The sequence below is a fragment of the Hyphomicrobium sp. genome, from assembly GCF_041659645.1.
Classification (GTDB): domain Bacteria; phylum Pseudomonadota; class Alphaproteobacteria; order Rhizobiales; family Hyphomicrobiaceae; genus Hyphomicrobium_B.
The window spans coordinates 216091-240169 of sequence record NZ_JBAZXX010000002.1 but is presented as its reverse complement, the minus strand read 5'-3'; the positions used below and the strand labels follow the sequence as shown (position 1 = coordinate 240169).

Here is a 24079-nt window from a genome sequence, read left to right as displayed (position 1 = left end):
CACCGATTATAGGAAACCTCGGCGAATAACGAATACCTGGAAATTCGACGCAGGTTAACGTCGTGTTTTGAGGCGAACGTGCTCGGGCCGGAAGCCGAGGCCGATCAACCGCCCGGCGAGATGCGCGAGGATCGGCCATCGCGCGATGCCCTTGATGAAGCCGGGAGGTCCCGAACGCGTTGCTTCGCTGGCTTCGCGCTTGCGCTTATCGCGCCGCATCATCAACTGAAGTTTTTGCGTCGCTTTGGTCGGGAACGTGCGGCGCCTCTCGACGGCCGCCAGATGCCGCTCGGACAACTGCCCATCTTTCAATGGACCCGCGAGAATGTTCGCCGCCGCGACCGCGTCCTGAATGGCAAGGTTCACGCCGACGCCGCCGATCGGCGACATCGCGTGCGCCGCGTCGCCGATGCACAAAAGTCCCGGCCGCCACCAGCGCTTCAGCCGGTCGATGCGCACACTTAAAAGATGCACGTCGTCGAACGAGCGGATCTCTCCAACGCGTTCTACGGGCAGCGGCGAGACGGCCGAGACCATCGCGCGGAACGCTTCGATGCCGCCCTCTTTGATGTCGGCATAAGTTCCTTTGCGAACGATATATCCGCATTGCCAGTAATCGCCCCGGTCGATCATGACGAAACCCTGCTGCGGCCCTGCATGCCCCATGACCTGCTCGGGATCGCCGGTGAGATGCGAGAGCTTCATCCAAAGCACTTCGCTCGGGACGCCGAAACTTTCGACTTCGAGACCCGCCAACGCGCGCGTGACGGAATTGCGCCCATCGGCGCCGACGACGAGCGGCGCGCGGATCGCGACCGCACCGTCCGGCGACGTCGCGCGCAAACCGACGACATGGCCGTTCTCGATCAGAAGATCCGTTACGTTCGTCCGCATCATCAGACGGAAGTTCGGATAGCGCTTCGCTTCCCGCGCCACAAAATCGAGAAATTCCCATTGCGGCATGAAGGCGATGAAACGGTTCTTCGTCGGCAGCCACGAGAAATCCGCGATGGTGATGTCTTTTCCGCCGATCTCGGCATGAAGCGTGCGCGCTTCCGTGTGTGGCAGTTTCAAAAACTCGTCCGCAAGTCCAAGCTCATGCATCACCTGCAGCGTCGAAGGATGGATGGTATCGCCGCGAAAATCACGCAGGAAATCTTCGTGCTTCTCGATGACGGTCACGTCGACGCCCGCCCGCGCCAGTATGAGGCCGAGCATCAATCCCGCCGGTCCTGCTCCGACAATGGCGCAGGCGGTCGAAAAATCGAGCGACGGATTGGGAGCCACGGAGTTTTCCACCGCATCCACGATCTCGCCGTGACTGCTCGGAGCGGTCATAAAGCGGGCTCATACGGAGCGGCTCTGAGTTCGACCGCATCGCGCTTCGGCGGCGTGCCGAACATGCGCGCATATTCGCGGCTGAACTGCGATGCGCTTTCATAGCCGACTTGATAGGCCGCATCCGAAACGTGGATGTTGCCGTCGCTCATCAAATGTCGCGCCCTGAGCAACCGCAACTGCTTTTGATATTGCAGCGGCGTCATCGATGTCAGCGTCTTGAAATGCTGATGGAACGACGACGGGCTCATATGCGCGATGGACGCAAGCTCATCGATGCGGACGGGATGTGAGAAGTTGTTGCGCAAAACTTGGATCGCTTCCGACAGCCGCCGAGTGCGGCTGTTCGGAAGAACGACCTTGCACACTTCGGCCCCATGCGAGCCGGTCAGCAGCCAGAATGAAATCTCGCGCATGATCGCCGGTCGCAGAACCGCAATCGCCCTCGGAGTCGCGAGCAGGCGCACGAGACGCACGACGCAATCTGCAAGCGGGCCTTCGAAATCGGCGACGAAAGCCCCAAGACCGATGTCGTCGTTTGGCGGCGGCGGCGTCTCGATCTCTTCCATCACCTCTCGCATGATGTCGGTGTCCAGCTCGATCACGAGTCCGATAAGCGGCTTTTCCGGGCTGGCTTTCGTCACGCGGCCGATAGCGGGGATCTCGACGTTGACGATCAGCGCCTGACCTTCGCGGTATGTCATCAGCGCCTTGCCGAACATCACCTGCTTTTCACCCTGCACGACGACGCACAGCGAGGGCTTGTAGATGATGTGCTGCGGCAGGGTTTCGCGGCTTGTGCGCATGAACCCGAAGCCCGGAATCGGCGTCATGAACACGCCTTCGCCACCGCCGTTCGCATCGGCATAAGCATTGAGGGCGTCGATCAAAGCCGTTTGCATCGTGCAACTCCGAAATCCTGCGGCAGGTCCGAAATCTTCGGAACGCGCGACCTAATAATAAGCCATTCAGCGACGCCGTCCAATGCGCTTTGGAGGAATAGGCAAGAAATTCGAGAGTTCCGGTATTCAGCGAAATGCCTCGGAAGCTTAGATCCTACAGATCGAAACATCACTCCAGGAGCGCATTATGGCACAGGAAAACGCTGCTAATTCAAAGAATAAAGTCGCTATCGTGACGGGCGGCAGTCGCGGTCTCGGCCGCAACACGGCCGTCAGCCTCGCAAAGCACGGCGTCGACACGATCATTACGTATCACTCAAATCGGGCAGAAGCCGATACAGCCGTGTCGGAGATCCAGGCGCTGGGTCGAAAGTCCGTGGCGCTCCAACTCGACACCGGAAAGAGCGCGACGTTCGACGCGTTCGCCGTCGAGGTGAAGCACGCGCTCAACGACACTTGGGACCGCGACACGTTCGATTACCTCGTCAACAACGCCGGCATCTCGGCGCCGGGTTCCATCACCGACATGAAGGAAGAGGATTTCGACCGCCTCTACAATATTCACTTCAAGGGCGTCTTCTTCCTGACGCAGAAGCTTCTGCCATCGATCAAGGACGGCGGCCGTATCGTCAACATTTCATCGGGCCTCGCACGCTTCGCGCTTCCCGGTTACGCCGTATACGGCTCTTTGAAGGGCGCAATCGAAGTCATGACGCGCTACATGGCGAAGGAGCTTGGGCCGCGCGGCATCGCCGTCAACGTGGTGGCGCCGGGTGCAATCGAAACGGATTTTGGCGGCGGCAGCGTGCGCGATAATCCGCAGGCCAATAAGTTCGTGGCGTCGATCACGGCGATGGGCCGCGCCGGCCTGCCGGACGACATCGGGCCGATGATCGCCGTGCTGTTGTCCGACGAGAACCGCTGGATGACGGCACAGCGCCTAGAAGTTTCCGGCGGCATGTTCCTGTAGTCGCGGACAGCCGGCACCGTCATGCCGACCTTCGGCGGCATGACGGGATTTCAAACGCCGTAATACGATCGGTACCAGGAGACGAAGCGCGAAATGCCGTCGTCGATCGGTGTTGACGGCCGGAAGCCCACATCTCGGGCGAGATCGTCGATATCCGCATAGGTCTTCACAACATCTCCCGGCTGCATCGGCAGGAAGGTTTTCTTCGCTGTGCGTCCCGTGGCCTTCTCGATCGCCGCGATGAAATCCATCAGCGCAACGGGATTGTTGTTGCCGATGTTGTAAACCCGGTAGGGTGCGGAAGACGTCGAGGGGGCCGGCGCATTGCTGTTCCAGTTCGGATCGGGCGCCGCGATTTTATCTGCCGTCCGCAGCACGCCCTCGACGATATCGTCGATGTAAGTGAAATCCCGCGCGTGGTCGCCGCCGTTGAAAACGTCGATGGCTTCGCCCGCCAGAATTTTCTTCGTGAAGCTGAAGTACGCCATATCGGGGCGGCCCCACGGTCCATAAACCGTGAAGAAGCGCAGCGCCGTGATCGGCAGTCCGTAAAGATGCGCGTAGGCGTGTGCCGCAAGCTCGTTCGCCTTCTTGGTCGCCGCGTAGAGGCTCAGCGGATGATCGACGTTGTCGTGCTCGCTGAACGGCATCTTCGTGTTGGCGCCGTAGACCGAACTCGACGATGCCATCACGAGGTGCGCCACGCCGTTATGGCGACAGCCTTCGAGCACGTTCTGTGTGCCGACGATGTTTGAATCGATGTAGGAGTGCGGATTGGTCATGCCGTAACGCACGCCCGCCTGCGCCGCGAGATGAATGACCTTATCAAAGCGCTGAACGCGAAACAGCTCTGCCATCGCAGAGCGCTCCGCGATGTCGAGATGCAGAAATGAAAAGCCCTTGCGGCCGCCGAGATTTCCGAGGCGAGCCTTCTTGAGGTCCGGATCGTAATAGCCGTTGAGATTATCGACGCCGACCACCTCGTCGCCGCGATCCAGGAGGCGCATGGCGGTGTGGAAGCCGATGAAACCGGCAGCGCCGGTCAGCAGAAATTTCATTGCGGCAGTCCTCGTCCCGGAATTCGGGCCTGACCCAAAATGTGTTTGCCGGGTTTAGTCGGTCCATCATCCCTGTCAATCGACGAGAGGCCGCGCCGGCGTCTTACCAAAATAAAAACGCAAAAACTTATCCCCGCCATTCGGCGCGCCCCTATCTTCATGCCTGGGAGTTTTGATGCGGATATTTGCGCGGGAACATGAACGATACGCCGAACTTGGAACTGCCTTATATCCTGGCCTCTCAGGCGCAGAAGCACGTCACGCATAACGAGGCGATCAGAGCGCTTGATTGTCTTGTGCAACTGTCGGTCGAAAGTCGCTCGCTGACCGCGCCCCCCGCGAGCCCCGTCGACGGCAACCGCTATCTCGTCGCCGTCGCGGCAACCGGAGATTGGACGAGCCAGAGCGAAAAGATCGCTGCGTTCCAAGACGGAGCCTGGGCGTTCTACGAGCCGAAGGAAGGCTGGATCGCGTGGGTCGCGGACGATCACGAACTCGCCGTTTACTCGGCCGGAGCTTGGGCGGCATTCAGCGGCGGCGGGACTGGCGGCTCGGGAGACATCACCGAACTCGACGATCTCGACCATGTCGGCGTCAACGCCGCCGCAGACTCGACCAATCGTCTCTCGCTTAAAAGCCCGGCGAGCCTTTTCGATAACGAAGGCGCGGGCCATCAGCAGAAGATCAACAAACACGCGGCGGCCGACACCGCCTCCGTCCTCTATCAAACGAACTACTCCGGCCGCGCCGAGATTGGGTTGGCTGGCGACGATGACTTTCACTTCAAGGTCAGCGCCGACGGCTCGGCGTGGCACGAAGCCATCAAGATCGATCGCGCGTCGGGGCGGGTGGATTTACCGGCGACCAATCTGCTTTCTCCCCGCAACCGTGTCCTCAACCCGATGGGCCAGCTTGCGCAAGCGGGATTAGCCTCGGCGGCGGACGGCAGCTATACCGGCTTCGATCAGTGGTACGCCCTGACCCAGTCCGGCGCGATCACACCGTCGCAACTCGCCGACGTGGAGAATGGCACGCCCGTCATGATGCGCCTGACACAGGCTCAGGCGACCGCGCAGCGTTTCGGAATTGTTCAGCCGTTTGAGAAGACAGCCGTGCGCGATTTGCGCGGCAAAGCCATATCGGTTCGTTTTCGCGCCCGCATGTCGGCTTCGACGACCCTCCGATGGGCGGTCGTGGAATGGACGAGCACGGCCGACAGCATCACCAAAGACATCGTGAACAGTTGGACGAACGGCACGTTCACGCCCGGAAATTTCTTCCTCTCATCCAACCTGACGGTCGTGGGAACCGGATCGCTAACGCTGACCGCAAACACGCTCGCTGACTGCATTTCGAACACCATCGGGACCGTCAGCGGCTCGATGAACAATCTCTATCTGTTCATTTGGACCGACAGCGCCCAGGCTCAATCCGTCACGCTGGACATCGGAAACGTCTGGCTCGGCGCTGGCGCAGCGGCTCCAGCAGTATTTGATCCCCCGCCTCCGCAAAGTGATCTCGTCAATTGTCAGAGGTATTATGCGAAGACGTACCCGGTCAGCGACGCGCCGGGGACCGTTTACGGAGCGACGGGCGGCGGCGGCCCCCCGGGCGGATTCGTATGGGTTACCGTCAACTATGCTGAAGTGGTCGACTGGTTATTCCCGGCCGCCATGCGAGCGATCCCATCGGTGAGTCTGTATTCGCCGTACACGGGGGCATCAAGCAAGGCCCGCGTGCAGAACGCCGGTATAGACGTCGCGGCCAACACAAGCGCGATCGGAATCCTGCACGTGTATGTTCAAGTTAACAACGTCTCGGTGTCGGCAAACGACATCATCTACGCCCACATAACCGCCGACGCGAGGCTATGACGAATGATAACCGATGCGAAATGGACCGACGCCAGCAAGACAATCATTAACGCGAACGTTGATGGGCGAAATATCTTCATCCCGGCCGATCCGGCGAACAGACACTATGCCGCTATTCTGGCTCAGGCGGTCGTCATCGCCGATCCCGATGAGCGAAACGCATGATGAGATCGCTATGTGGCGCGCGATCAACGGCGTCAGCACCTACAAGAAGGGCGGTATCGGGGGCGTTGTTGCTGAGGGCGACCGCTAAGTCATTGAAAAGACTGGTCGGAGCGAGAGGATTCGAACCTCCGACCCCTTGCTCCCGAAGCAAGTGCGCTACCAGGCTGCGCTACGCTCCGCCCGACCGTCTGTCAGCCTGAATTTAGGCTTTCCCCCGCGCCATTGCGAGCCCCGGGAGACGCGCGTTATAGCGGCCTCGATCCCAACCCGCAAGCGTCTCAAAATAACGAATTTTCACGTTCCTCATGCAACAATGTCTGAGCTGCCGGGCCAAGACGCTCGCCCGCCACACGACCTGTTGAAGTTTGTTGCGCGCTTTGCCCCGTGCCATTGCCCGGCCGCGGGATCGCGTGGCAGACGATGTTCGGACGATCGTTTAAAAGATATCGGCCCAAAAGTCAGTTTCGAAAGATGATCCCTTTGCTCCAAGATCGAAGTCGCCGCTTTTGGACAAGGGCTAACCAAAACAATCAGTATTTTGCGCGAATGTCGGCGTCGACTTGAAAACTAATTCTGGCTTTGGAATAATCTCGCACCACCTTTTGTGGAGGTGACCCACGCTCCTCATTGGGGATTTGGATCGCATCTGAGAGAAGGTCTCGGGCGACGTAGATCGCGCATATCCCTCGGGGGGCAGGTCTCTCGTCAGGTGAGAAAATATCCTTAATGCCTCAGTAAAACGAAATTTTCCAGCGGTTGAGCGTCAGCGGCTCACGCCATGGTGTACGGAGGCATGCAACGATCCCATCGGCTGCGCAAGGGTGATCCCGCTTTCCCCAAGTGGAAACGCGCCAGGCTACATAATTGCAAGGGAGAGATCCGGTGATGAAAATCCCAGCAAGCATGGTGGCGGCTAGCTCGGTGACGGGTGCATTTCTCGTCTCCTTGATCTGTCTCGCTTGGCAGGGCACGGACGAAGCCGCCGAGGATAAAAACGCAAATGCTACTGCGCCCGAAGGAACCGTTATTTTCTTCGATGACTTTCTCGGGACATCCATCGATTCGAAGAAATGGATAGTTTTCGATCGCTTGAGTGATCAGGCCAACCACGAAGTGAACTGTGTCGTTCCAGAAAATGTTAGCGTGAAAGACGGCGTACTCGAGGGCGTGTCCAAGTACGAGGATCATCGCTGCGGGGACGCTCTGGAATCTACAAAAACCGTGCACTACACATCATGGCAGATTCAACAAGCCACAGAACCGTTTCTTTACGGCACGATCGAGGTCCGAGCGAAGGCGCCAGGCGGCGTCGGGACATGGCCGGCGATTTGGATGCTGGGGTTCGAATGGCAGGCAAGCCAACCCTCCACGGCCAATATACCCGGGCACCAATGGCCCAATGCAGGTTGGTGTGAAATCGACATTGCGGAATTTTGGCAAGGAGGTCGTCGGGAGGTGAACACAACGGTTCACTACAATAAGCATGGCGGCCTCCATATCAACAGTCTCCCGTTCAATGCCGCGACGCGTTTCGCAGTATATCGTCTCGAGTGGACTAAAATGGCCTTGACTTGGTCCGTGGATGCCGAAGACGGAAGGGGGTTCCGGACGCTCTACTCCGTGCGGGATTTGAGCAGTATTCCCAATGTGCCAATGTACTTAATGATACATACGGCGATTGGAGGAATAGGCGGCGGCGAACCGGATCCAAGCACCTTCCCTCAAACCTTCCGTGTGGACTACGCGCGCGTCACTCAGTGGCCGCACTAGAAATTATGCGAATGGAACTGCACGAGCGACCCGCAGCAACTGCGCCAAATTTAGGGATCGGTGGAAAGACACATGACGGCGGATGACAAGAGACAGGCGCCTGTTGTCTCGGTGATGATACCATGCTTCAACCAAGCGCATTTGAGGTAGGCTCGATCAAATCAAGGCAGAATCCCGTCCGGTGTACTGCCGCCAATCGTCGCCCGAGAATGCTGGGCTGCGGGCGGGCAGTAAACTCGTTATATTTGGGTTTGGATGGGATGTGACCAACCATCCCAACACCTTGCGGCGCTGCTTAAACACTGCTATCGCCCCGTCTTCCCATTGGGATGTCGCCAAGTGGTAAGGCAGAGGATTTTGATTCCTCCATTCCCAGGTTCGAATCCTGGCATCCCAGCCAACCCTTTTGGGTTCCAGAAAAGCCTATAGATTCAGTGGCCCTGGCCCGCAGTTTTTACCACTGCTTGCCAAAGTGCTTGCCAAAACGCTTGCCAACGGCGACGCGTCAAAGCATGGCGTCACATCAAAATCAGGTTGGGCAGGATCAAACGTCAGCGAAGCGGGGGCGTCCGCTCATGGCTGATCGGAAGCACCTCCGCCTTTGCGGCCTCCAGTGGCATGTCATCGTCGCGGTGCCACGTTCGCTTCAGGACATCATCGGACAAACGCAGCTCAAACGTTCGCTGAAGACTGATAGCCTGACCGGCGCTCAGGACCTCAGGTGGACAGTCGTCCGAGAGTTCAAGCGCAAAATCGCAGGCGCGAAGCGGTTGGCGAAAGGCACGCCTGGCGACGCGCTGACGCAGGAAGCAATCCGTTTCAACGAAGAGATAAAACGCGATGAGGCCCGCGTAGAGAGCGGCGAACTTGATCCCGAAATGCAGGTATCCGCTGGAGAACTCCTTGACGATCTCGTTTCGGAAGTCATCGCGCCTAAGCACGGAAAAGCAGCGGCCCGCAAATATCATGCGATCGCATCGGGCAAGGCGACCCCCATCATGGTCCACATCGAGCAGTGGCTCGGCGAACTAACTGTAAACGATGACACGAAGGACGATCACCGCCTTGCGCTTCGCGAATTGTCGGAATGGGGAGAATCTCAGGGACATGCAACACTTCAAGGAATTACGCAGAAGGTAGCAGGTGAGTTCGCAGCCTATTTGCTCACGGAGGGAAACCGCAAGGCCCGTGGACAGCCGATGAGCCGCCGCACAGTCGCTAAGCGCCGATCCAGTCTCGCTGCGTATTGGGATTGGCTCACAGAGCGAGACCATTTGCCGGAGGAAAGCGCAAACCCGTGGCGTCGCCTTCGCTCCCTCGCGCCAAAGAAGAGCGACGCGAAGCTATCACGCAAGCGCAAGTTCACCGACGTTGAGATGCGCCACCTTCTCTATACGGGGGAGCCTGACGCAGCCTTGAAGGATTACATGTTCATAGGCGCTCTGAGCGGAATGCGTATCGATGAGATAGCGCGGCTGAAGGTGGCTGACTGCAAAGGCGGAGTATTCAACGTCGTTGACGCCAAAACTTCTTCAGGGATTCGCGCCGTCCCGATTCACTCGGCTCTACGCAAACTCGTCGCTCGTCGATCAAAGGACAAGACGTCGGGGGAGTGGCTCATCGAAGATGTTGACTTGGGTGGCGGCGGCCACAAGACGAAGCGCACAGGAAAACGCGGTGATAGGTCTATGCCGGTAAGCAAACGCTTCGGCCGCTTCCGTCAAAGTGTCGGCGTGCATGACCAACGCGAGGACGAGAGGCAATCGGCTGTCGACTTCCACTCATTCCGCCGTTGGTTCACGCAGCAAGCTAAGGACGCCGGGATTCCTGAGCACGTCACCGCCGCCGTGGTCGGACACAAATACGACAAGCTCACTTATGGCCTATATGCGAAGGACGAACTGATGGCGAAGTTGCGTGAGTGCGTAGAGTCCGCCTTATTGCCATCCAGGCCGCGTACTTCGCGCTGACTCCGAAGGCGCTCACTTAATTTAACTCTATTCTCAAAAGCCTTTTGGACAAATTCCACGCGTTTATTGTCCAAGCATGTATTGGCATTGATATCAAAACTCAACGCAATCAAATGCGTGAGCGATTGACCGTAAAACGTTTGGTGTTATCGCATCTTTTCCAAAGTCTTGTGCCGAATGCGAAGTGCTCCAATTATGCTGTCGCCGACGAAATGCGACGGGCATCAGGAGTGATAAATTTGAGCATCCGGGATAACAAAGAACCAACTTGCGCGAGGGGGAGTGGACGTCGAAAAGCCAAGGTCACCGAGACCAAGATGACGCCTGAGAGTGCGGTCAGAATGGAGGCCGTCAAAGAGCGCTTCGCAGGATATAAGCCAAGTTATGTCAACGAGAATGCGGAGCCGTTCTATCGGGAAGAATTTGACAACGGGGATCCGGCCGCCTGCAAAATCCTATCAGGTGAGCCCTGGCCGGGCGAGAGCAAGTTGCCCCGATACGTCTCCTTGAGTCGGTCTCACGCCGAAGAAATTGCCGGGATGCCCCAAAATTATTTCGGCCGCGATTGGGATTGGAGATGGCAAACCAATAACGGCAGCGACTATGTTCTAATTAAACGAACAGAAGCAGGTTCAGTGGGAAGGCATATCGCGGGGTTAATAAGAGGAAAAAAGCTCGTCGATAAGGAGGTGGTTTGGCTTCGCGATCGTAATGCCCTTAATCTCACCAAGTCGAACATTGAGGTGGTAACGAGGGCGATCGCGCGGGCGAGAGGCCGCTCCAGTCAATACGCGAAGCTAAGCGCTAGCAAGATGCCGTTGGACGGCACTGGCCTATATGCAAAAATGAAAAAGGCACAGCTTCGGGCTGAGTCCAATCCCGACAATGAAGGCAAGCCGATCAACCTTCGTGGCGAAATTCCGCTGTTGCCGTGGGTATACGAGCGTATGCCGGATGGTCGGGAGGTCGCGGCGAAGTTTGCAAGTGGCAAACGGCATGGCGAAACTGGTCTTCTGATGTATTTCGTCGTGGATGCTGTCGTCGCTCGTATGCTTGCAGCCGAAGAGAATGCGCGGTTTCGTTCGGATCCAAGAGAATTCAAGCCTACGTCCTGGTCGCTAAACTCGAGCGCTTCGCTGATGTTCGGGAGGACGTCTTGCATTTCCCTTGCTCGCCTCGTTTGGCAGGTTGCGTTTCCTGAAAAGCCTCTCGCGGCAGACGAGCGCGTCACGTGGCGGAATCGGAATCCGCTCGATATGCGCGAAACGAACCTCGTCAGCGAGCCATCGCCTTTCAAAGGTAAGCGGCGGTCCGGATAGGCTAGCGGCGGTCACTTTCTAAGGGCGGTCCCGCTCGCTCTCGCACATCGTTTCAACCAAGGATACATATCCGATGACCCTCTCGTCTCTCGACGAAGCGGCCAGACGCATGGCCCTGCTGTGCGGGGAACGAGCATTCGACGCTCGCAAGCGCTCTAGCGTACAGACCATCCAAGCGCGTAACGCATTTGCGCATAGCCATACTCACGCGTCGGCTGCGGCCGGGCCGTCCCGAGATGCCTGCACCAGCGACGACGACAAAGATGGTGCGCTCCAACAATTGTTTGGCAAGCCTGACCGGCCGAATACATTTTGGCGCGTCAAGCCGTCTGAGGCCGATCCCTATTATGACCAATGGTGCCGCGTCCACCCGAACACTGGGAGCGCTTCGTTAACGGCCATTGTACAGGAGCTGACCGCCGACATTCGCGCTCGGCGACAAGAAGACGGTAAGCCGCCCCGCAAGCGTAAGCCGGATGATCAGCTCACATATGACGTAATAGCCGAAGCCGTCACCGCCGCGCTTGTTCGACGTCACCTGACGCGGCCGGGAGCTTGGACTCGGATAACGTTAGGGCATTCGCGTTACAGTCCCAAAGTCCAACGGGAGCAACCCAAATCTCAGCTTCACAAGACGACCGGCGGTCGCCAATGCCGCTACCACTCTCGCGCAATCGCACCTGTGATGCGAAGAGTAGTGGACGCGCTTGAGGCCACTCGCTTCATCCATTTGCGGGTCGGGAAGATGGAAAAGAAGGAGCGCGAACCTTCGTACATGCGTGCAAGCAAACGGTTCGCCGCACTCATCGAAGAGTATCAAGCAGCACTAAATGACTTCTATCGCGATGCCAAAGAGCCAGTTCTCGTTCTGAAAGATCGCAGGCCGGAAGGCCGCGACGGGCGGGGCCGCGCCCTCCAAGCGCAGAGGGTGGATTATTGCGACACGGACGAGACGGATCGCATGAGTGCCGAACTTCGAGACATCAACGCGTGGCTCTCATCAGCGGACATAAAGTACTTATCCAATGAAGTGCGATTAGACTGCACCAATAATCGCTCCCTGCGGCGCATCTTCAACAACAACTCATTTGAGCAAGGTGGCCGTCTGTTCGGCGGCTTCTGGCAGCAGACGACAATGCGTTTAGCGAACGCAGTGGGCGGCAAGCCGTGGCGCGGTCATATCCGGATCGAAGGCGAACCCGTTGTGGTCATCGACTTCAGCTCTGTCCTCTTGCGATTGCTATACGTGGAAGCCGGGGTACAGCCTCCAGCTGGTGACCTCTATCTGGGATTCGATAATCTCGGCTCCGAGCACCGCGATGCTATCAAGCAGGTCGTCAGCGCAATGCTTTTCCGGACGAGCCCGCTGTCGAAGCTTCCACGCGGAACGGCCGTGCTGTTGCCGAAGGGCTGGGGCGCAAAAAGGATAGAGAAGGCGATACTGAAGCGCCATGCTCTGGTCGCAGATACCTTCTATGCGGCGCTGGATCGTCACTCTACACCGTTAGGTCATCGCCTCTTCTATCGAGAGAGCGAAATACTATTAGCGGCGCTTCGGCAATGCCAAGCAGAGGGCGTTGTCGCCCTGCCTGTCCATGACGCGATCATTGTCAAAGAGAGCAATGCCGAGCGTGCTAGTCGGATCATGCTCGATGCCTTTAAGGCCGCGACCGGATTCGAGGGCCAAGTCGGCGAGCCGAAGCGTCCTGGCGAGCCTGCTGCGCTTCCAGACACTGTGTTCGATGATAGCGGTGAGTTGCCCTCAGAAAAGGACAAGTCCGTTAGATGGCTGGAGCGGAACTATCCTCGTGAAGACGTCGTCCGCGCAGTTCTTGGGGACGCCCAAGCATCCGGAGATGGCTCCTACCCGCCTATCGGAACTGATGATCACGATATTTGGTAGAAGTCGTGGGGCAGCGCCTTTATGGGACGTGCGCCTCGCGGGCCTCCTAACGTTTCGCCGTAGGCCCGCACTGGATGTGACATAAGACCATGATATATATAGTTATATTACTTATGTAACTGCACTAGCCTTTCCCGGTGGCTCCCCTCCCGCGTTCACGGCTCGGGGTTATCCATCAAGAGTCATCACCCTTCCATCATCGTCAACCTACGCTAAGTCAAACTTGGGGGGAGAGAGCAGGAGAGCGGCAAGCTTTACGCTGTCGCGTCGGCTCTCGTAATCGGGCCGAGAACCACCTTGCTTCGTGCTCCCTTGATGCGCGCGCGTGAGACGAACCTCGTCCCGTCAACCTCGATAACCTCTATCCCCGTTCGTTCAAAGAGCGCCGCCATCTCCGCGCCGATCTCTCGGGCTGCATATGGCTCTTCTCCCAATGCCTCGCACCAATTGTGATAGGCGGAGTGCAGCTTCGCGAGGGGAGTGTCTGTAGCGGCGGGAGCGAGAACGTCGCGGCTAAAATGCAAGGCGTGCTCACGAGCTGTAGGCCTCTCAATGCTTTTCACGGAGACGAGCACCGTAGCGGAGGCTGTACTAGGAGAGGAAAGAGGGAGCGACTTGGCCTCCCGCGACGCTACCGCCCGTGGCCTCGCCCGTTTGCGTCTCGCTGTGCTGCCACCGCCATGCGCTCCAAACGCAATGAGAGCCCCGCCTAATCCGTTCACTGCGAGGCTGCGCAACACCGCTGCTAGGAGATCAAGCGAGCTGGCGTCAACGTGAAGCCGATCAGCGAGGGGCGTGGCGGAGCGTGGTGCGGGCATGGCGTTAAACGCAAGTCGAGCAGCATCAAGCTCACGCCGGGCGTCCGCTTTAGCTCCTTCCAAGAGTATCCGGCATTCGTGCCTACAGCCGGGCTTAGGAGCCTCGCTGATGGCAGCGGCGTCGGCACGTGCTTTGGCCTGCTCCGCGTTCGCGACGCGGCCCTGTGACTCAATGCGGGCCTTCTCGGCGGCTTCCAGTGGGGCGGCCGCAGCGTCACGCGTGGCGATCGTCGTCTCAGATGTGGTGATGATCGCATAGCCTTCGCCCGCCGCTAACGTCGCGATGATGAACGCAGCGAGAGGCCATCGGCGGTCGCGTTGGGCGGCCCCTACGCAGAGGCTCCCGACGCAGAGGCCGAGACCTACCGCGATAAAGAGCGGGGCCGTGGGAGCATCATAGCCGCCCGATGCTACGACTGCGACGTGAACCATCGCGCCGATGATCCCAAAGCCGGAGAGTAAGGCGAGTGCTCTAAGTAGCATCGCTCACCCTCTTGTAACCCTTCTGCTTCGCGAGCAACTCGACAGCCTGTTCGAGCATGTCAGCGATCGACACATCTTTGCCCGACTGTGCAGCCATGTGCCCCGATAGGCCCGTCGCGAGACGCTTCAAGCTTGGCGTGCAGCGAAAGTTCATTTGAATGGTGCGATTGCGGCTCTCGCCTTTTGAGCGCTGCTTGTCCGTCATCACAGCCCGCCGCTCCGCCTTCACTCGCGAAGCCGTCTTGCTTGCTGACTTGGGCGAGCCGTAATTGACCTTGCTGAAGGCGTTGGCGAACGCTGTCTCGTCTTCGTCATTCATCGTCACCATCTCAGGCACCCTTCCGCGCACGTGCCCGAGCAGCCTTCAACGTAGCGGCTTTGATCTCACGCCAAAGCGCATCGATCTCTTGCGAGGCCGCCGCGTCCCTCTCGGCTCCCGTCTTGCCGGAGGCCATTGCGGTGATAAACGGTGTGCGGAGCGTGACGGCTGTTTCGGCGAGCGGGACGTGTGCCTTGATCAATCCGGCGCGAGCATCGGTGAGCAACTTGTCTTTCCCCGAGCCGCCCTTGCATTGGTTGAACACAACGAGGTATGGCACATCCGCTGTCCGGCAGTAGCGCACTGCGTCTTCCGATGCGTCGAGATCGATGACGCTAGCCCGCATCGGGATGACGACTAGATCGCTTGCGCGTACCGCGTCTTCGGTCACGGGGAGAGCGCCGGGCGGCCCGTCAATGAATACCCACTCCCAACCCTCGCGTTGTAACGACTCCATAACGTCAGAAGCTCGCTCGGCTTGCTCTTCAAGTCCCGGGTTGTCGTTTTCACCCCTTCGCCGCCACCAATTGGAAAGGCTGAGTTGAGGGTCCAGGTCCATTATGCAGACGCGCTTGCCGTCAAGCGCCGCGCGAACCGCAACGGCTGCACATAAGGTGGATTTGCCGACTCCACCCTTGCTGTTGAGAAATCCCACTACGTTCATTGGCGCCCTTTTTCCCCGATGAATAGCGCGATGTTATGTATAGCAGCGATATATAAACTAGCATTAATAGCATAGCGTTACATGCTTCACATCTAAGGAATGGTTAGCGTTGCAAGGCATGAGAGTGCCATCACTCAACGAGTCGATGCAACTCGGGTTAGCGAAACGTGATGGCGGAGAGGCAACGAGGCCAGGCACTCCGATCCGGTGGGATGCGAACGCCGATAGGCCTCAACGAACACGCGCATCCGGCACGAAGTGATTGGGAACGCAAAGACTGATGATAGCGAGAGTGAGCCCCCGTTTAATCATCGTCGATCCCATCCGTACTCATGACGCTGTTATTCGCTTCATCGTATACGCCGCTCAATCACACATAGCGATTGCCTTATAGAGGCCGCTCTCTGCGCCCGACGCAGTAACTACGCGATCGATCGACTGGACGCGGGTCTAGCGAGTCGGAGCAAGCCGAGCCGCACCTTCGCGATCAACATGACTTACCCCTCGGCCACCGGCAGAACGTAAGTGACGTCGCACAATCTGGATCAGCGCAGGGCCAATGACATCTGACAGGCCGCTCGTATCATGTTGCATCATCCGAAGCGCGAGTTCAGCGTCACGCTTAGACACAGAGCTATCCTTATCTAGCGCCACAGCGTTCAGGTCGTGTAATGCCTCACCGACCGCTGCATCGAGATCAAAGGCACCCATCTTACGGGGGTCCATGGGCCAGAGCAGACGGAGTCTCTGCATCGCGCCATGGAGGCTCACTGTACGCTTCTTCAGCCTGTATTTTATCTTCGCTGTGTCGGTCATTCGCGTCCCTCCCATAGCCTGGGCAATAGGAGAATGCTCCCATAATTACAGCGGTCGAGCAAGCGAGTTAGGATGGAAAATTAAATGATTTCAATGGTTTGCGTGAAGATCGGTTACCATATCCGAGCCGAGATCGGTTTCTCTCTCCTAAGCCGCTGGCTTCGTTAGCCTCATCACTGTGCCGACGCCAACGCCCAACTCGCTAGCGATTCTCCTTATGCCGACGCCCTTCGCTCGCAGCGCGACAATCGCCGCCGCTTTCCTCGCTCCCTCTGTGTCGAGAGGCCTGCCGGACGCGTCGCGTTGCTCCAGCTTGCGACGCCCGAGCGTGACGCCTTCAGCCTTTGCTCTCGCCAATCCCGCATTGACGCGCTCGCGGATCATCGCCCGCTCGAACTCAGCAAAGACGCCGCACATCTGAAAGAGCGCCCGGCCTGATGGCGTCGAAGTGTCGAGTGCCTGCTGATGGAGATAGAGGTCTGTGCTTGTCGCATTGAGGTCGCCGAGTGTCTCCACCAAATGCTGTAGCGAGCGCCCCAGCCTATCGACGGACCATGCTGCGACGAGATCGAACTCCCGTCGCGTCACGCCTTTGAGCAGAGCGTCGAAGCCGGGTCGCTTATCGCGTCCCTTTGCGCCGCTCACGCCCTTGTCTTCAAAGCGAGCGACGATCTCCCAACCGTTGTGCTTCGCTACGGCCTCAAGCTCGTGCCTCTGGTTCGCCGTCGATTGCTCGCCAGTTGAGACGCGGAGATAGATCGCTACCCGCTTCCGGCCGCCGCTCGCGCGTCGCTTGCCACCGCTCTCTTGCTTCGCCATTGCCCGTCCTCAGTCCTCTCACAACTCGGATGTGGAGCGTTTCTACAGCAAATAGAGTGTTCTGTAAACAGGTATATTCGGAACACTTCGCGGCTAATGCGAGGGCTATTGATTTGACTCGCTTTTCTGGATCACTTTGCAGAGGGGTTTTCGGAACACCCTAAGAGGAGAACGGCGAAGAGAGACTACGTGACTAGCGAGATGCTTGACCATGCCTTCCGTCGTCTGAGCAACTCGATCCTATGGGCGTGGTTGTGCAAGGCGCAGGCATTTCGCAAGCGATGGCCGGGCTGTTTGCTCTTGTGTTGTGGTGCGTATATCCGGAAGCGAACCGCCGACGTGTGCTAGTGCGCGATGAGGCGAGGGCCCTCAGTGGGCAACCACAGCGCTCCACGGTGCGTGGTGGCACTGCGCGGGAAAAAGCGCGGCAGGCACACGGGGGGAAATCAAAACGGACGCCTTCCGGGGTAGGTGTTCAAAAGTGCGATCCTTAAATCGATCACGTTGATAGTCAGGTTAGATTGGCGTCGCAGTATTCCACACGGAAGTATAATGAGCGATTTTATCGCCCGCTATCTGCTGATCTGCGACCTGGATGATGGTGGCGGGCGATCGCTTGGCAAATGCGTTCAAAGACTGGGTGAGCATCCAGACTGTCGCGTTGTCCACAATTATGAATCTGTCGTGAAGTTTTCTTGGAGCTGTTAGCCGGGATTCTAAAGAACGGGATTGGGTGTACTGTGTTTTCCAGGTGGTAACCGCGGGTTTGAGGTCCGCATGAACATTCTTAGAATCTGCGAGCAATCGAATTGCTACTTGGTCAAGTGCGGTTACTGCGTAAGTGGTGAGTGCCTGCGAGTCCATGTAAGGGTCTATAATTAGTACGTCAGTTTGGGCTTGCTTTAAGAGCCTGCCAACCGCAGCGAAGGCATCATGTGCATTGCCAGCCGGGATAAATGCTCCTTGTTGGCCGACTGGCAATTGCAGCTCTAATTCATAAAATGTTCTCTGCAGGATGCCGTGGATAGCGCTGCCATCTACGAACATGGACCTAGTGCTCGCGCGGTCAGAGATTTCACGCGCGTTCTTCGTGTCGGTGCCGTCGCCTACCGCCTTAATTAGCGCCGCTGCTCTTTGTATCCAAACCCTCAATTCGGGTGGAAAGCCCTTCGTTGTGTCTGGAAACTGAGCCAAATGCTGGCCGATTTGGTTATATAAGACTTGAACATCAACGCCCATGGATATGGTCACGACTTCGAAACTGTTACAGAACACGAGGCGCTTCTATAGCGCTAGGGTCCCCGAGTAAATCTTCTTTGTCCTTGCCGCTCTGCACAATCCGCATTGCGCTCGGCTCGAAGCTCCTCGCCAACGCAACGCTTCGTCTGTCGATCCCGTAAGCCACGTCTCGAAGTCCCGCTCCTTGCTGAGCAACACGGCCATGCGATCGTGGTTTGATGCTGTCTGTAAGGGCACTCGGAGCGGTTGTCATGAACGAGTACATGTCAAGCTCAACCGTGGGGCCGTCCTTCTTCAAGCGACCTTTCCATCGCCGCCATATGCCGGGAAACGCATAAAGCCTTCGGTCCTCGTCATGCCCGGGCGTCACGTCCTCGCCGTTTACAGCGAACCAGAATCACTTGGCGGGCTTCTCGGCGTTGGGCTCGCAATAGGACGACGCGGGCACGAGGCAGCGTCGCGCGTCGAAGGATGGCCGCCAGAACTTGGACGTCAGAAACTTGTCGTCCCTCACGTTGGTGACGCGGCGTGGCAATTTCCCGTGTTGGAGAAGCACGAAGCCCCAACTCATCGTAACGAGTTCCCGCTCGCGGTCAGCGGCGCGGCGGATCACGGGGGAGTTGTAGCTGGGGAAAATTGAAGGCTGCGGATCGATGCGTGTTGCGCGGTTGTCGGAAACGCGAAGAGGCGGCGTATCGCTTCGACATTGCGGGTCTGGCTGTAGAGGTTACACACGCGCTGGCCCAACTCCTTGCGCCGTGTTCCAAAGGCTGATGGATTCGGCCTCAAGCTCTGCGATGGGCCGCTCGCCGATATCGCCAAAACGGCAGGCCGTCGAACGAGGCTAGTCATGTCACCCTATGATCCAGAACACTATCCCTCCGAAGCCGACATCGACCGGGCATATCGCCCGACGCCTAGAGATGATGCGTGCACGCGTGTCACGGTCCAGCACATTATCGATCGTGAGCGGCGATTGCGCCTTGGGTGCTGCGGCTGTCAGCGCTTCCAAATAGTTTCGCTGCGCGACCAGTATGCCGAGAAGCATGGCGTGCCGGTGGACATGCCGCTCCTAACCCTACAGTGCCGCATTCGCTGCCCCGCTTGCAACGCTCGCGTCATTCACATCACGCCGGAGTCGTATTCCATCGAGCATGACGTGCTCGGGAAGCCGAGGGATTGACCTCGCAATTGGGCTCCGACCCGCTTCAGATTTCAGAACCTAGGATAAGTGGAACAGATACCTATTTCGCCTTTGTAAGAGCAGAGGTATCACCTTACAAAAAGAGAAATCGTCAGGGCGGCTAAAGCACGCGCAATGTTTGAGAAGGCTCTAATCACACGGACTGGCAACACTGACCTGGCCGTAGACGCCGGGTTACTCGCCGAGACGCTGTTCTTTTATGGCTCCACTCAATTGCTTCTAAATCGCGGAGCGCTGATGGGCCTTTGTCAAACGCTTCCACGGGACGATTTGCTAGCGCTCCTGAAACATGAGCGCATGCAGTTATCATATCTGAACACCGCCTTCGTCACACTGTCCAGTGGTCCATTTGCTGCGATGCAATTCACAGCGATGCAAATGGCTAGTGCCGGGAAAGAAAAAAGAATTCCAAACTATCAAGAGGAAATCGAGGAAGTATTGGGAAGAGCTTTGGGAACGGGAGCCTCCACGAGGAATCTCACGAGGGCGCTCACGGACAAAGCAACACCGTTTCGGTTCGGCCAACGAACTCTTAAAATGGAGGAGATACTGGAGGCCGCCCGCGCCGACCTTGCCAACCGCGGTGATCTTGCGAAGGCCGTTCGCATCGCTCTCAACAAATTAGTTCCGACCGCGATACTCCCCCCAACTATACGATTTGAGATGGTTCCGATCAATAGCGGGGGTTTCCTTATCGATACGAATCTCGACTTCAAAATGTTAAACGTCGAGTACCACAAGCTTGTGCCGCCATCCCACAGTACCGTCACCACCGAATTCCTACTCTCCTTTATTCTTGATGCACGCTGCGAGAGCGCATTTGCGGCGAGCTACATGGCTGAGCTGGTCACTGCGCCGCTTTTTAGCGAACTAATCCGCGCAAAGCACTTTAGCTTTTTGAGGCCGCGCGAGGACATTTCGGCCGCCATCGATGAATTTCCTCAGATCGTGTTGCCTGGCTTTCCGACAATCCGAGAGACGATCAACTCTGGCGCCAAAACGATCGTCGATTTCCTGAAGCTCTTAGATCAAGCAGACCAATTCAAGTCGTGGCTTCAGACTGTCAATCCTGATCGCGGGTTAATCGCCGAATACGTCACGAAGGCAACCGAAAAGAGTTGGGCGGATAATTTGCCGACCAAGAGCGTGCGATTTGTAATAGCGAACGGGATCGGGCTAGCAGCCGAGGCGGTCGCGCCAAGCGGGCTGGGAGTTGCAGCGGGGTTAGGTTTTAGCGCGATCGATACCTTTTATTTGGACAAGTTATTGAACGGGTGGAAGCCGAACCACTTTATCGAAGGTCCATACCGGGAATTTGTTTCTCGGAGTTAGCCTTCGATGCAACACTTGCAACGCCCGCATCATTCACATCATGCCGGAGCCGTACTCGGTTGAGCACGATAGGCTTCGGACGCCGCGGGAGTGAGAAGTAGTCGGGCCCGTGGGACAACAGGGTGTGCAAAAGCGTGGCGAGAGCGCATCGCAAATATTGTAGGTCGTTGCGAACCTGTTATTCTCTTGCCATGCAATTTAATTTTTGAGGTTGTCTTTATTGTCTCTCATTTGATGGCCAGCTCCCTCCTCGAAAAGCTGAAGCAGTTGTCGCCGCGGGAGCGCTCAGGCGCCCTAGCGATACAGCGTCTCGACTATCAAATCCATTACACCATTCTTCGCATTGTGGAGATGCTCAAAACCGACCGTCCCTTTGTTATGGCTTTTGATTATTTCGACGATCTCATCACAGTCGACAGCTTAGACAATCCGAACACGATAGAATTCATTCAAGTTAAAACGAGGAACACCGGCAACTGGACCGTCAGGGCAATATCCCGGGAAGTGGGAAGGGCCCCACCAAGTTCCATCGTGTCGCGGATGTATGATCACGTAGTGAAGTTCCAGGGAGAAAATCTGAAGTGTTTCTTCGTCAGCAACGCGCTCTTCATCGTGAAGAATGCGAGTGGCGGTCAAGTGCGCTTCCACAAGTTTGATTTTGGCCAATCCGCCGTTCACGACTCCGAAATCGAACATCTGAACGCCGCCGTAGAAAAAGATTTTAAACCCCCATTGATCGACAATTGGGAAGCTTCAATAGCAGTCGAAAATTGCCCCATGGGCCTTGATGATCAGATAAATTCGACCCGCGGATGCTTGGAGGCCTACCTCGATGAGCTCGCGGATGGTGCGGCAATCAGAGTGAAACCGCTATACGAATCCTTGTTCAACACAATCCATGCAAAATCCGGTGACTGTGAGTGGACCAACGACAACCTACAAATGTTGAAAGATAGAAGCATCGGACGCGGCGAGTTGGAGGCTTTGTTTCGGACGGCGGTTAAATACGGGAAGCCCTCTTTTTTGCAATATTGGGGCGATATCCGTAGCGAACTCTCCAAAAGTATGGGGACGCTACGGCTTATGGAGCTGCATCGAGACGCTGTTGAGTTTCATGCTAAGCGGGTGGCTGGCCGCGCTGATGCACTGCAACTTTCGCTTGGGGTTCGACAAGCTTTTAAAAAGGTCTCGATAGACCCCTCTTTAGGCATCTTGGAATTAGTTCAACAGGTATCGCGCGTGGTTGAGACAGATGGCGTGCAGTCAGTCAATCATGTGAATGCTGCGTGTCTCGTCGAGATTTGCGAGGTGTTTAATGAGACGGAACTATTCGGGACTTCGGAGATTGCTCCGCAGCTTGAGGATGAGCGCGGATGAAACAACTTCGATTTTTGAGTCTCTGCCTACTCTCGCGGAAAGAAAAAGCCGGGTTCAAGATCAACTTAGACAGGCCGAAGACATTGCTCGTCGGAATAAACCACGGAGGAAAGTCCGCGGTCCTGAAAAGTTTGTATAGCACGCTCGGTGCAAAGCCCCACAAGATCGATGAAAAGTGGAGGTCCGCGAAAGTCATTTCGCTTTTGGAGTTTGAAATTGATGACGCGAAGTTTGCCATCATCCGAGACGGCAGTAGGTTCTCGTTATTTGATGCCGCGAAGCGTCGGATTTTCGACACCAAACATATCGTGAGTGAGCTAGGACCAGAGATTGCAAACCTGCTCGATTTTCGGCTGATCTTGAACAAGAGAGCAGGCGAACTCTTTGTACCTCCACCTGCCTTTGCCTTTGCGCCATACTATGTCGACCAGGATCAAGGTTGGTCGCGCCCGTGGGCATCTTTTGAAGATTTGCGGATGGTGAGTCGCGCAACCAAACCTTTAAGCGAGTATCACAGCGGCATACGGTCTAACGCATACTACATTGCCAAGGCTGATAAGGAGCGCTGGTCGGTAGAAAAGAATAAGGTTGCGAGCGATCGTAGAGTACTCGAAGCGGCGTTCCTGAAAGTAAAAAATGAAGTTGAAGCGATGCCCGTGACTCTCACTCTCGCAGACTTTGAGATTGAGATGGCCCAGCTTGTTTCTGAAATGGAAAAGCTTGAGAACGTGCAAGCGAGGTTTAAGCAAGTGATAGGGCGGCTTGCAGAGGAGCGCGCTATTTGGTCGGACGAAGTTAAAGTCCTCGATAGAGCAATCACAGAATTAGCGCAGGATATTGATGTCTCGCTCGTCCTTCCGTCTGCTGTCGACTGTCCGATGTGTGGGCAGCACTATGCGAATGATATCAGCAACCAATTTGAACTTGTTGCGGACCGTTACGACCTCGAAGAGGCTAGGAAAGCGGCCATTGCTCATCTCAGCCACATCAACAGCGAAATTTCAACGCAGAGGGTCGCTCTCGGCCAGACGTCCGATGCATTCTCTCGTATCGCTGAGATTTTGGCGGCTCGCAGAGAAGATGTGTCTGTCCAAGATATTGTTTCTGCGGCCGGGAGAACCGAGGCATTGCGCATTCTGGGCGAACGAATATCAGAGCACGACGACCGGTTGGCAGAGCTGAAGCGTTTGATGGCGGAAGCTGAAGACCGCATGGCGGCTACCGACGACCCCAACCGCGCCGCTAAGATTATGGAGTTTTACCACGCTGCCCTTAGGCAAAATGCCGATGATTTGGATATTTCCGTTGATGACGACACGAGCTTGCAGGGCATTGAGATAGGGCGCGGAAGCGCTGGGCCTCGCGGGCTTGCAGCTTACTATTACGCGTTTTGCGAAACGGCCCGGCACTTTCCAAACTCGGCGTTCTGTCCGCTGGTACTAGACGAACCAAATCAGCAAGGTCAGGATGAAAAGCACTTGCCAATGGTCGTTCGTTTTCTTTTTGACCGCGCCCCGCCCGGTGCCCAAGTGATAGTTGCCGCGGAAAAAGCCGTCCCCTCGTTAGAGGCGGAAGTTATCGATGTCTCATGGCAACGCGATAAGCTGCTACGTCCAGACAAGTATGAAGAGGTGTTGGAAATTATCGAAGGTTATTCTTCCGGTCCCCGGACCACTCCGGAAATTAGGAATTGAAAGCTGCCACACACGACTGCTACACACGCAGCGTCGGGCATTCAG

At 56.9% G+C, this 24079-nt stretch carries 20 protein-coding genes, 2 tRNA genes and 1 pseudogene; 12 read left to right on the top strand and 11 right to left on the bottom strand.

The window, feature by feature from the left end:
* Positions 1–54: 54 nt before the first annotated feature.
* Together WC811_RS06210 and WC811_RS06205 are read right to left on the bottom strand one after the other, a co-directional pair.
* The gene (locus WC811_RS06210) at positions 55–1338 is read right to left on the bottom strand and encodes an FAD-dependent oxidoreductase (protein ID WP_372642109.1); all 1284 of its coding nucleotides are present in this window, start codon (positions 1336–1338) and stop codon (positions 55–57) included.
* Entirely contained in the window at positions 1335–2240 is a 906-nt protein-coding gene (locus WC811_RS06205; RefSeq protein ID WP_372642107.1) for an AraC family transcriptional regulator N-terminal domain-containing protein, read from the bottom strand. The genes WC811_RS06210 and WC811_RS06205 overlap by 4 nt, the downstream gene beginning before the upstream one ends.
* 187 nt (positions 2241–2427) lie before the next feature.
* On the opposite strand from WC811_RS06205, the gene WC811_RS06200 reads away from it, so the two are divergent.
* On the top strand, positions 2428–3210 hold the full coding sequence (locus tag WC811_RS06200; RefSeq protein ID WP_372642105.1) for an SDR family NAD(P)-dependent oxidoreductase: 783 nt from the start codon (positions 2428–2430) through the stop codon (positions 3208–3210).
* 50 nt (positions 3211–3260) lie between these two features.
* Here the strand turns inward: WC811_RS06200 and WC811_RS06195 are convergent, their stop codons facing one another.
* A complete protein-coding gene (locus WC811_RS06195) occupies positions 3261–4268 on the bottom strand; it encodes an NAD-dependent epimerase (RefSeq protein ID WP_372642103.1) in 1008 nt (335 codons plus the stop codon).
* Positions 4269–4465: 197 nt separating this feature from the next.
* Between WC811_RS06195 and WC811_RS06190 the strand changes: the two genes are divergently transcribed.
* Together WC811_RS06190 and WC811_RS06185 are read left to right on the top strand one after the other, a co-directional pair.
* Positions 4466–6142: a DUF2793 domain-containing protein gene (locus WC811_RS06190; protein ID WP_372642101.1), complete on the top strand. Its 1677-nt coding sequence runs from the start codon at positions 4466–4468 to the stop codon at positions 6140–6142.
* Positions 6143–6145: 3 nt separating this feature from the next.
* Positions 6146–6307, top strand: a complete 162-nt coding sequence (locus WC811_RS06185; RefSeq protein ID WP_372642099.1) for a hypothetical protein — start codon at positions 6146–6148, stop codon at positions 6305–6307.
* 102 nt (positions 6308–6409) lie between these two features.
* On the opposite strand, the gene WC811_RS06180 is transcribed toward WC811_RS06185, so the two are convergent.
* Positions 6410–6486: transfer RNA gene (locus WC811_RS06180), tRNA-Pro, on the bottom strand.
* A 706-nt stretch (positions 6487–7192) separates the two neighbouring features.
* Between WC811_RS06180 and WC811_RS06175 the strand changes: the two genes are divergently transcribed.
* The 4 genes from WC811_RS06175 (at position 7193) to WC811_RS06160 (ending at position 11366) form a co-directional block, all read left to right on the top strand.
* Positions 7193–8077, top strand: coding sequence for a family 16 glycosylhydrolase (locus WC811_RS06175; protein WP_372642097.1), 885 nt, complete (start codon positions 7193–7195; stop codon positions 8075–8077).
* A gap of 325 nt (positions 8078–8402) precedes the next feature.
* A tRNA-Gln gene (locus WC811_RS06170) sits at positions 8403–8477 on the top strand.
* 175 nt (positions 8478–8652) lie between these two features.
* Positions 8653–10047, top strand: a complete 1395-nt coding sequence (locus tag WC811_RS06165) for a DUF6538 domain-containing protein (RefSeq protein WP_372642095.1) — start codon at positions 8653–8655, stop codon at positions 10045–10047.
* Positions 10048–10091: 44 nt separating this feature from the next.
* Complete coding sequence (locus WC811_RS06160) at positions 10092–11366, top strand: hypothetical protein (RefSeq protein ID WP_372642093.1); 1275 nt, start codon at positions 10092–10094, stop codon at positions 11364–11366.
* Between the two features lie 391 nt (positions 11367–11757).
* On the opposite strand, the gene WC811_RS06155 is transcribed toward WC811_RS06160, so the two are convergent.
* Complete coding sequence (locus WC811_RS06155) at positions 11758–11904, bottom strand: hypothetical protein (protein ID WP_372642091.1); 147 nt, start codon at positions 11902–11904, stop codon at positions 11758–11760.
* Positions 11905–12063: 159 nt separating this feature from the next.
* On the opposite strand from WC811_RS06155, the gene WC811_RS06150 reads away from it, so the two are divergent.
* Complete coding sequence (locus WC811_RS06150) at positions 12064–13269, top strand: hypothetical protein (RefSeq protein ID WP_372642089.1); 1206 nt, start codon at positions 12064–12066, stop codon at positions 13267–13269.
* A 254-nt stretch (positions 13270–13523) separates the two neighbouring features.
* Here WC811_RS06150 and WC811_RS06145 read toward each other — a convergent pair whose 3' ends face one another.
* The 6 genes and pseudogenes from WC811_RS06145 to WC811_RS06120 form a co-directional block, all read right to left on the bottom strand.
* Complete coding sequence (locus WC811_RS06145) at positions 13524–14570, bottom strand: hypothetical protein (RefSeq protein ID WP_372642087.1); 1047 nt, start codon at positions 14568–14570, stop codon at positions 13524–13526.
* A complete protein-coding gene (locus tag WC811_RS06140; RefSeq protein WP_372642085.1) occupies positions 14560–14889 on the bottom strand; it encodes a hypothetical protein in 330 nt (109 codons plus the stop codon). Before WC811_RS06140 ends, WC811_RS06145 begins: the two co-directional genes overlap by 11 nt.
* A gap of 10 nt (positions 14890–14899) precedes the next feature.
* A complete protein-coding gene (locus WC811_RS06135; RefSeq protein ID WP_372642083.1) occupies positions 14900–15553 on the bottom strand; it encodes an AAA family ATPase in 654 nt (217 codons plus the stop codon).
* 963 nt (positions 15554–16516) lie between these two features.
* A complete protein-coding gene (locus WC811_RS06130; protein ID WP_372642081.1) occupies positions 16517–17188 on the bottom strand; it encodes a recombinase family protein in 672 nt (223 codons plus the stop codon).
* A 516-nt stretch (positions 17189–17704) separates the two neighbouring features.
* A complete protein-coding gene (locus WC811_RS06125) occupies positions 17705–18463 on the bottom strand; it encodes a hypothetical protein (protein ID WP_372642079.1) in 759 nt (252 codons plus the stop codon).
* A 361-nt stretch (positions 18464–18824) separates the two neighbouring features.
* A pseudogene (locus WC811_RS06120) lies at positions 18825–19085 on the bottom strand (SOS response-associated peptidase family protein); the annotation flags it as partial.
* A 192-nt stretch (positions 19086–19277) separates the two neighbouring features.
* Between WC811_RS06120 and WC811_RS06115 the strand changes: the two are divergent.
* The 4 genes from WC811_RS06115 to WC811_RS06100 all read left to right on the top strand — a co-directional run bounded on the left by WC811_RS06115 (position 19278) and on the right by WC811_RS06100 (position 24034).
* Positions 19278–19610 (top strand): hypothetical protein, encoded by a 333-nt coding sequence (locus WC811_RS06115; protein ID WP_372642077.1) that lies wholly within the window; start codon positions 19278–19280, stop codon positions 19608–19610.
* Positions 19611–19745: 135 nt separating this feature from the next.
* Positions 19746–20963 (top strand): hypothetical protein, encoded by a 1218-nt coding sequence (locus WC811_RS06110; protein WP_372642075.1) that lies wholly within the window; start codon positions 19746–19748, stop codon positions 20961–20963.
* Between the two features lie 90 nt (positions 20964–21053).
* Entirely contained in the window at positions 21054–22340 is a 1287-nt protein-coding gene (locus tag WC811_RS06105; protein WP_372642073.1) for a dsDNA nuclease domain-containing protein, read from the top strand.
* A complete protein-coding gene (locus WC811_RS06100) occupies positions 22337–24034 on the top strand; it encodes a hypothetical protein (protein ID WP_372642071.1) in 1698 nt (565 codons plus the stop codon). The genes WC811_RS06105 and WC811_RS06100 overlap by 4 nt, the downstream gene beginning before the upstream one ends.
* The last annotated feature ends 45 nt before the right edge of the window (positions 24035–24079 follow it).

Bases quoted from the DNA above. Each gene is read 5' to 3' on its own strand.
- WC811_RS06190 (WP_372642101.1), top strand. From the start codon at position 4,466: ATGAACGATACGCCGAACTTGGAACTGCCTTATATCCTGGCCTCTCAG.
- WC811_RS06200 (WP_372642105.1), top strand. From the start codon at position 2,428: ATGGCACAGGAAAACGCTGCTAATTCAAAGAATAAAGTCGCTATCGTG.
- WC811_RS06145 (WP_372642087.1), bottom strand. From the start codon at position 14,570: ATGCTACTTAGAGCACTCGCCTTACTCTCCGGCTTTGGGATCATCGGC.
- WC811_RS06210 (WP_372642109.1), bottom strand. From the start codon at position 1,338: ATGACCGCTCCGAGCAGTCACGGCGAGATCGTGGATGCGGTGGAAAAC.
- WC811_RS06140 (WP_372642085.1), bottom strand. From the start codon at position 14,889: ATGAATGACGAAGACGAGACAGCGTTCGCCAACGCCTTCAGCAAGGTC.
- WC811_RS06110 (WP_372642075.1), top strand. From the start codon at position 19,746: ATGTTTGAGAAGGCTCTAATCACACGGACTGGCAACACTGACCTGGCC.
- WC811_RS06135 (WP_372642083.1), bottom strand. From the start codon at position 15,553: ATGAACGTAGTGGGATTTCTCAACAGCAAGGGTGGAGTCGGCAAATCC.
- WC811_RS06185 (WP_372642099.1), top strand. From the start codon at position 6,146: ATGATAACCGATGCGAAATGGACCGACGCCAGCAAGACAATCATTAAC.
- WC811_RS06100 (WP_372642071.1), top strand. From the start codon at position 22,337: ATGAAACAACTTCGATTTTTGAGTCTCTGCCTACTCTCGCGGAAAGAA.
- WC811_RS06165 (WP_372642095.1), top strand. From the start codon at position 8,653: ATGGCTGATCGGAAGCACCTCCGCCTTTGCGGCCTCCAGTGGCATGTC.
- WC811_RS06130 (WP_372642081.1), bottom strand. From the start codon at position 17,188: ATGGCGAAGCAAGAGAGCGGTGGCAAGCGACGCGCGAGCGGCGGCCGG.
- WC811_RS06175 (WP_372642097.1), top strand. From the start codon at position 7,193: ATGAAAATCCCAGCAAGCATGGTGGCGGCTAGCTCGGTGACGGGTGCA.
- WC811_RS06205 (WP_372642107.1), bottom strand. From the start codon at position 2,240: ATGCAAACGGCTTTGATCGACGCCCTCAATGCTTATGCCGATGCGAAC.
- WC811_RS06195 (WP_372642103.1), bottom strand. From the start codon at position 4,268: ATGAAATTTCTGCTGACCGGCGCTGCCGGTTTCATCGGCTTCCACACC.
- WC811_RS06115 (WP_372642077.1), top strand. From the start codon at position 19,278: ATGTCACCCTATGATCCAGAACACTATCCCTCCGAAGCCGACATCGAC.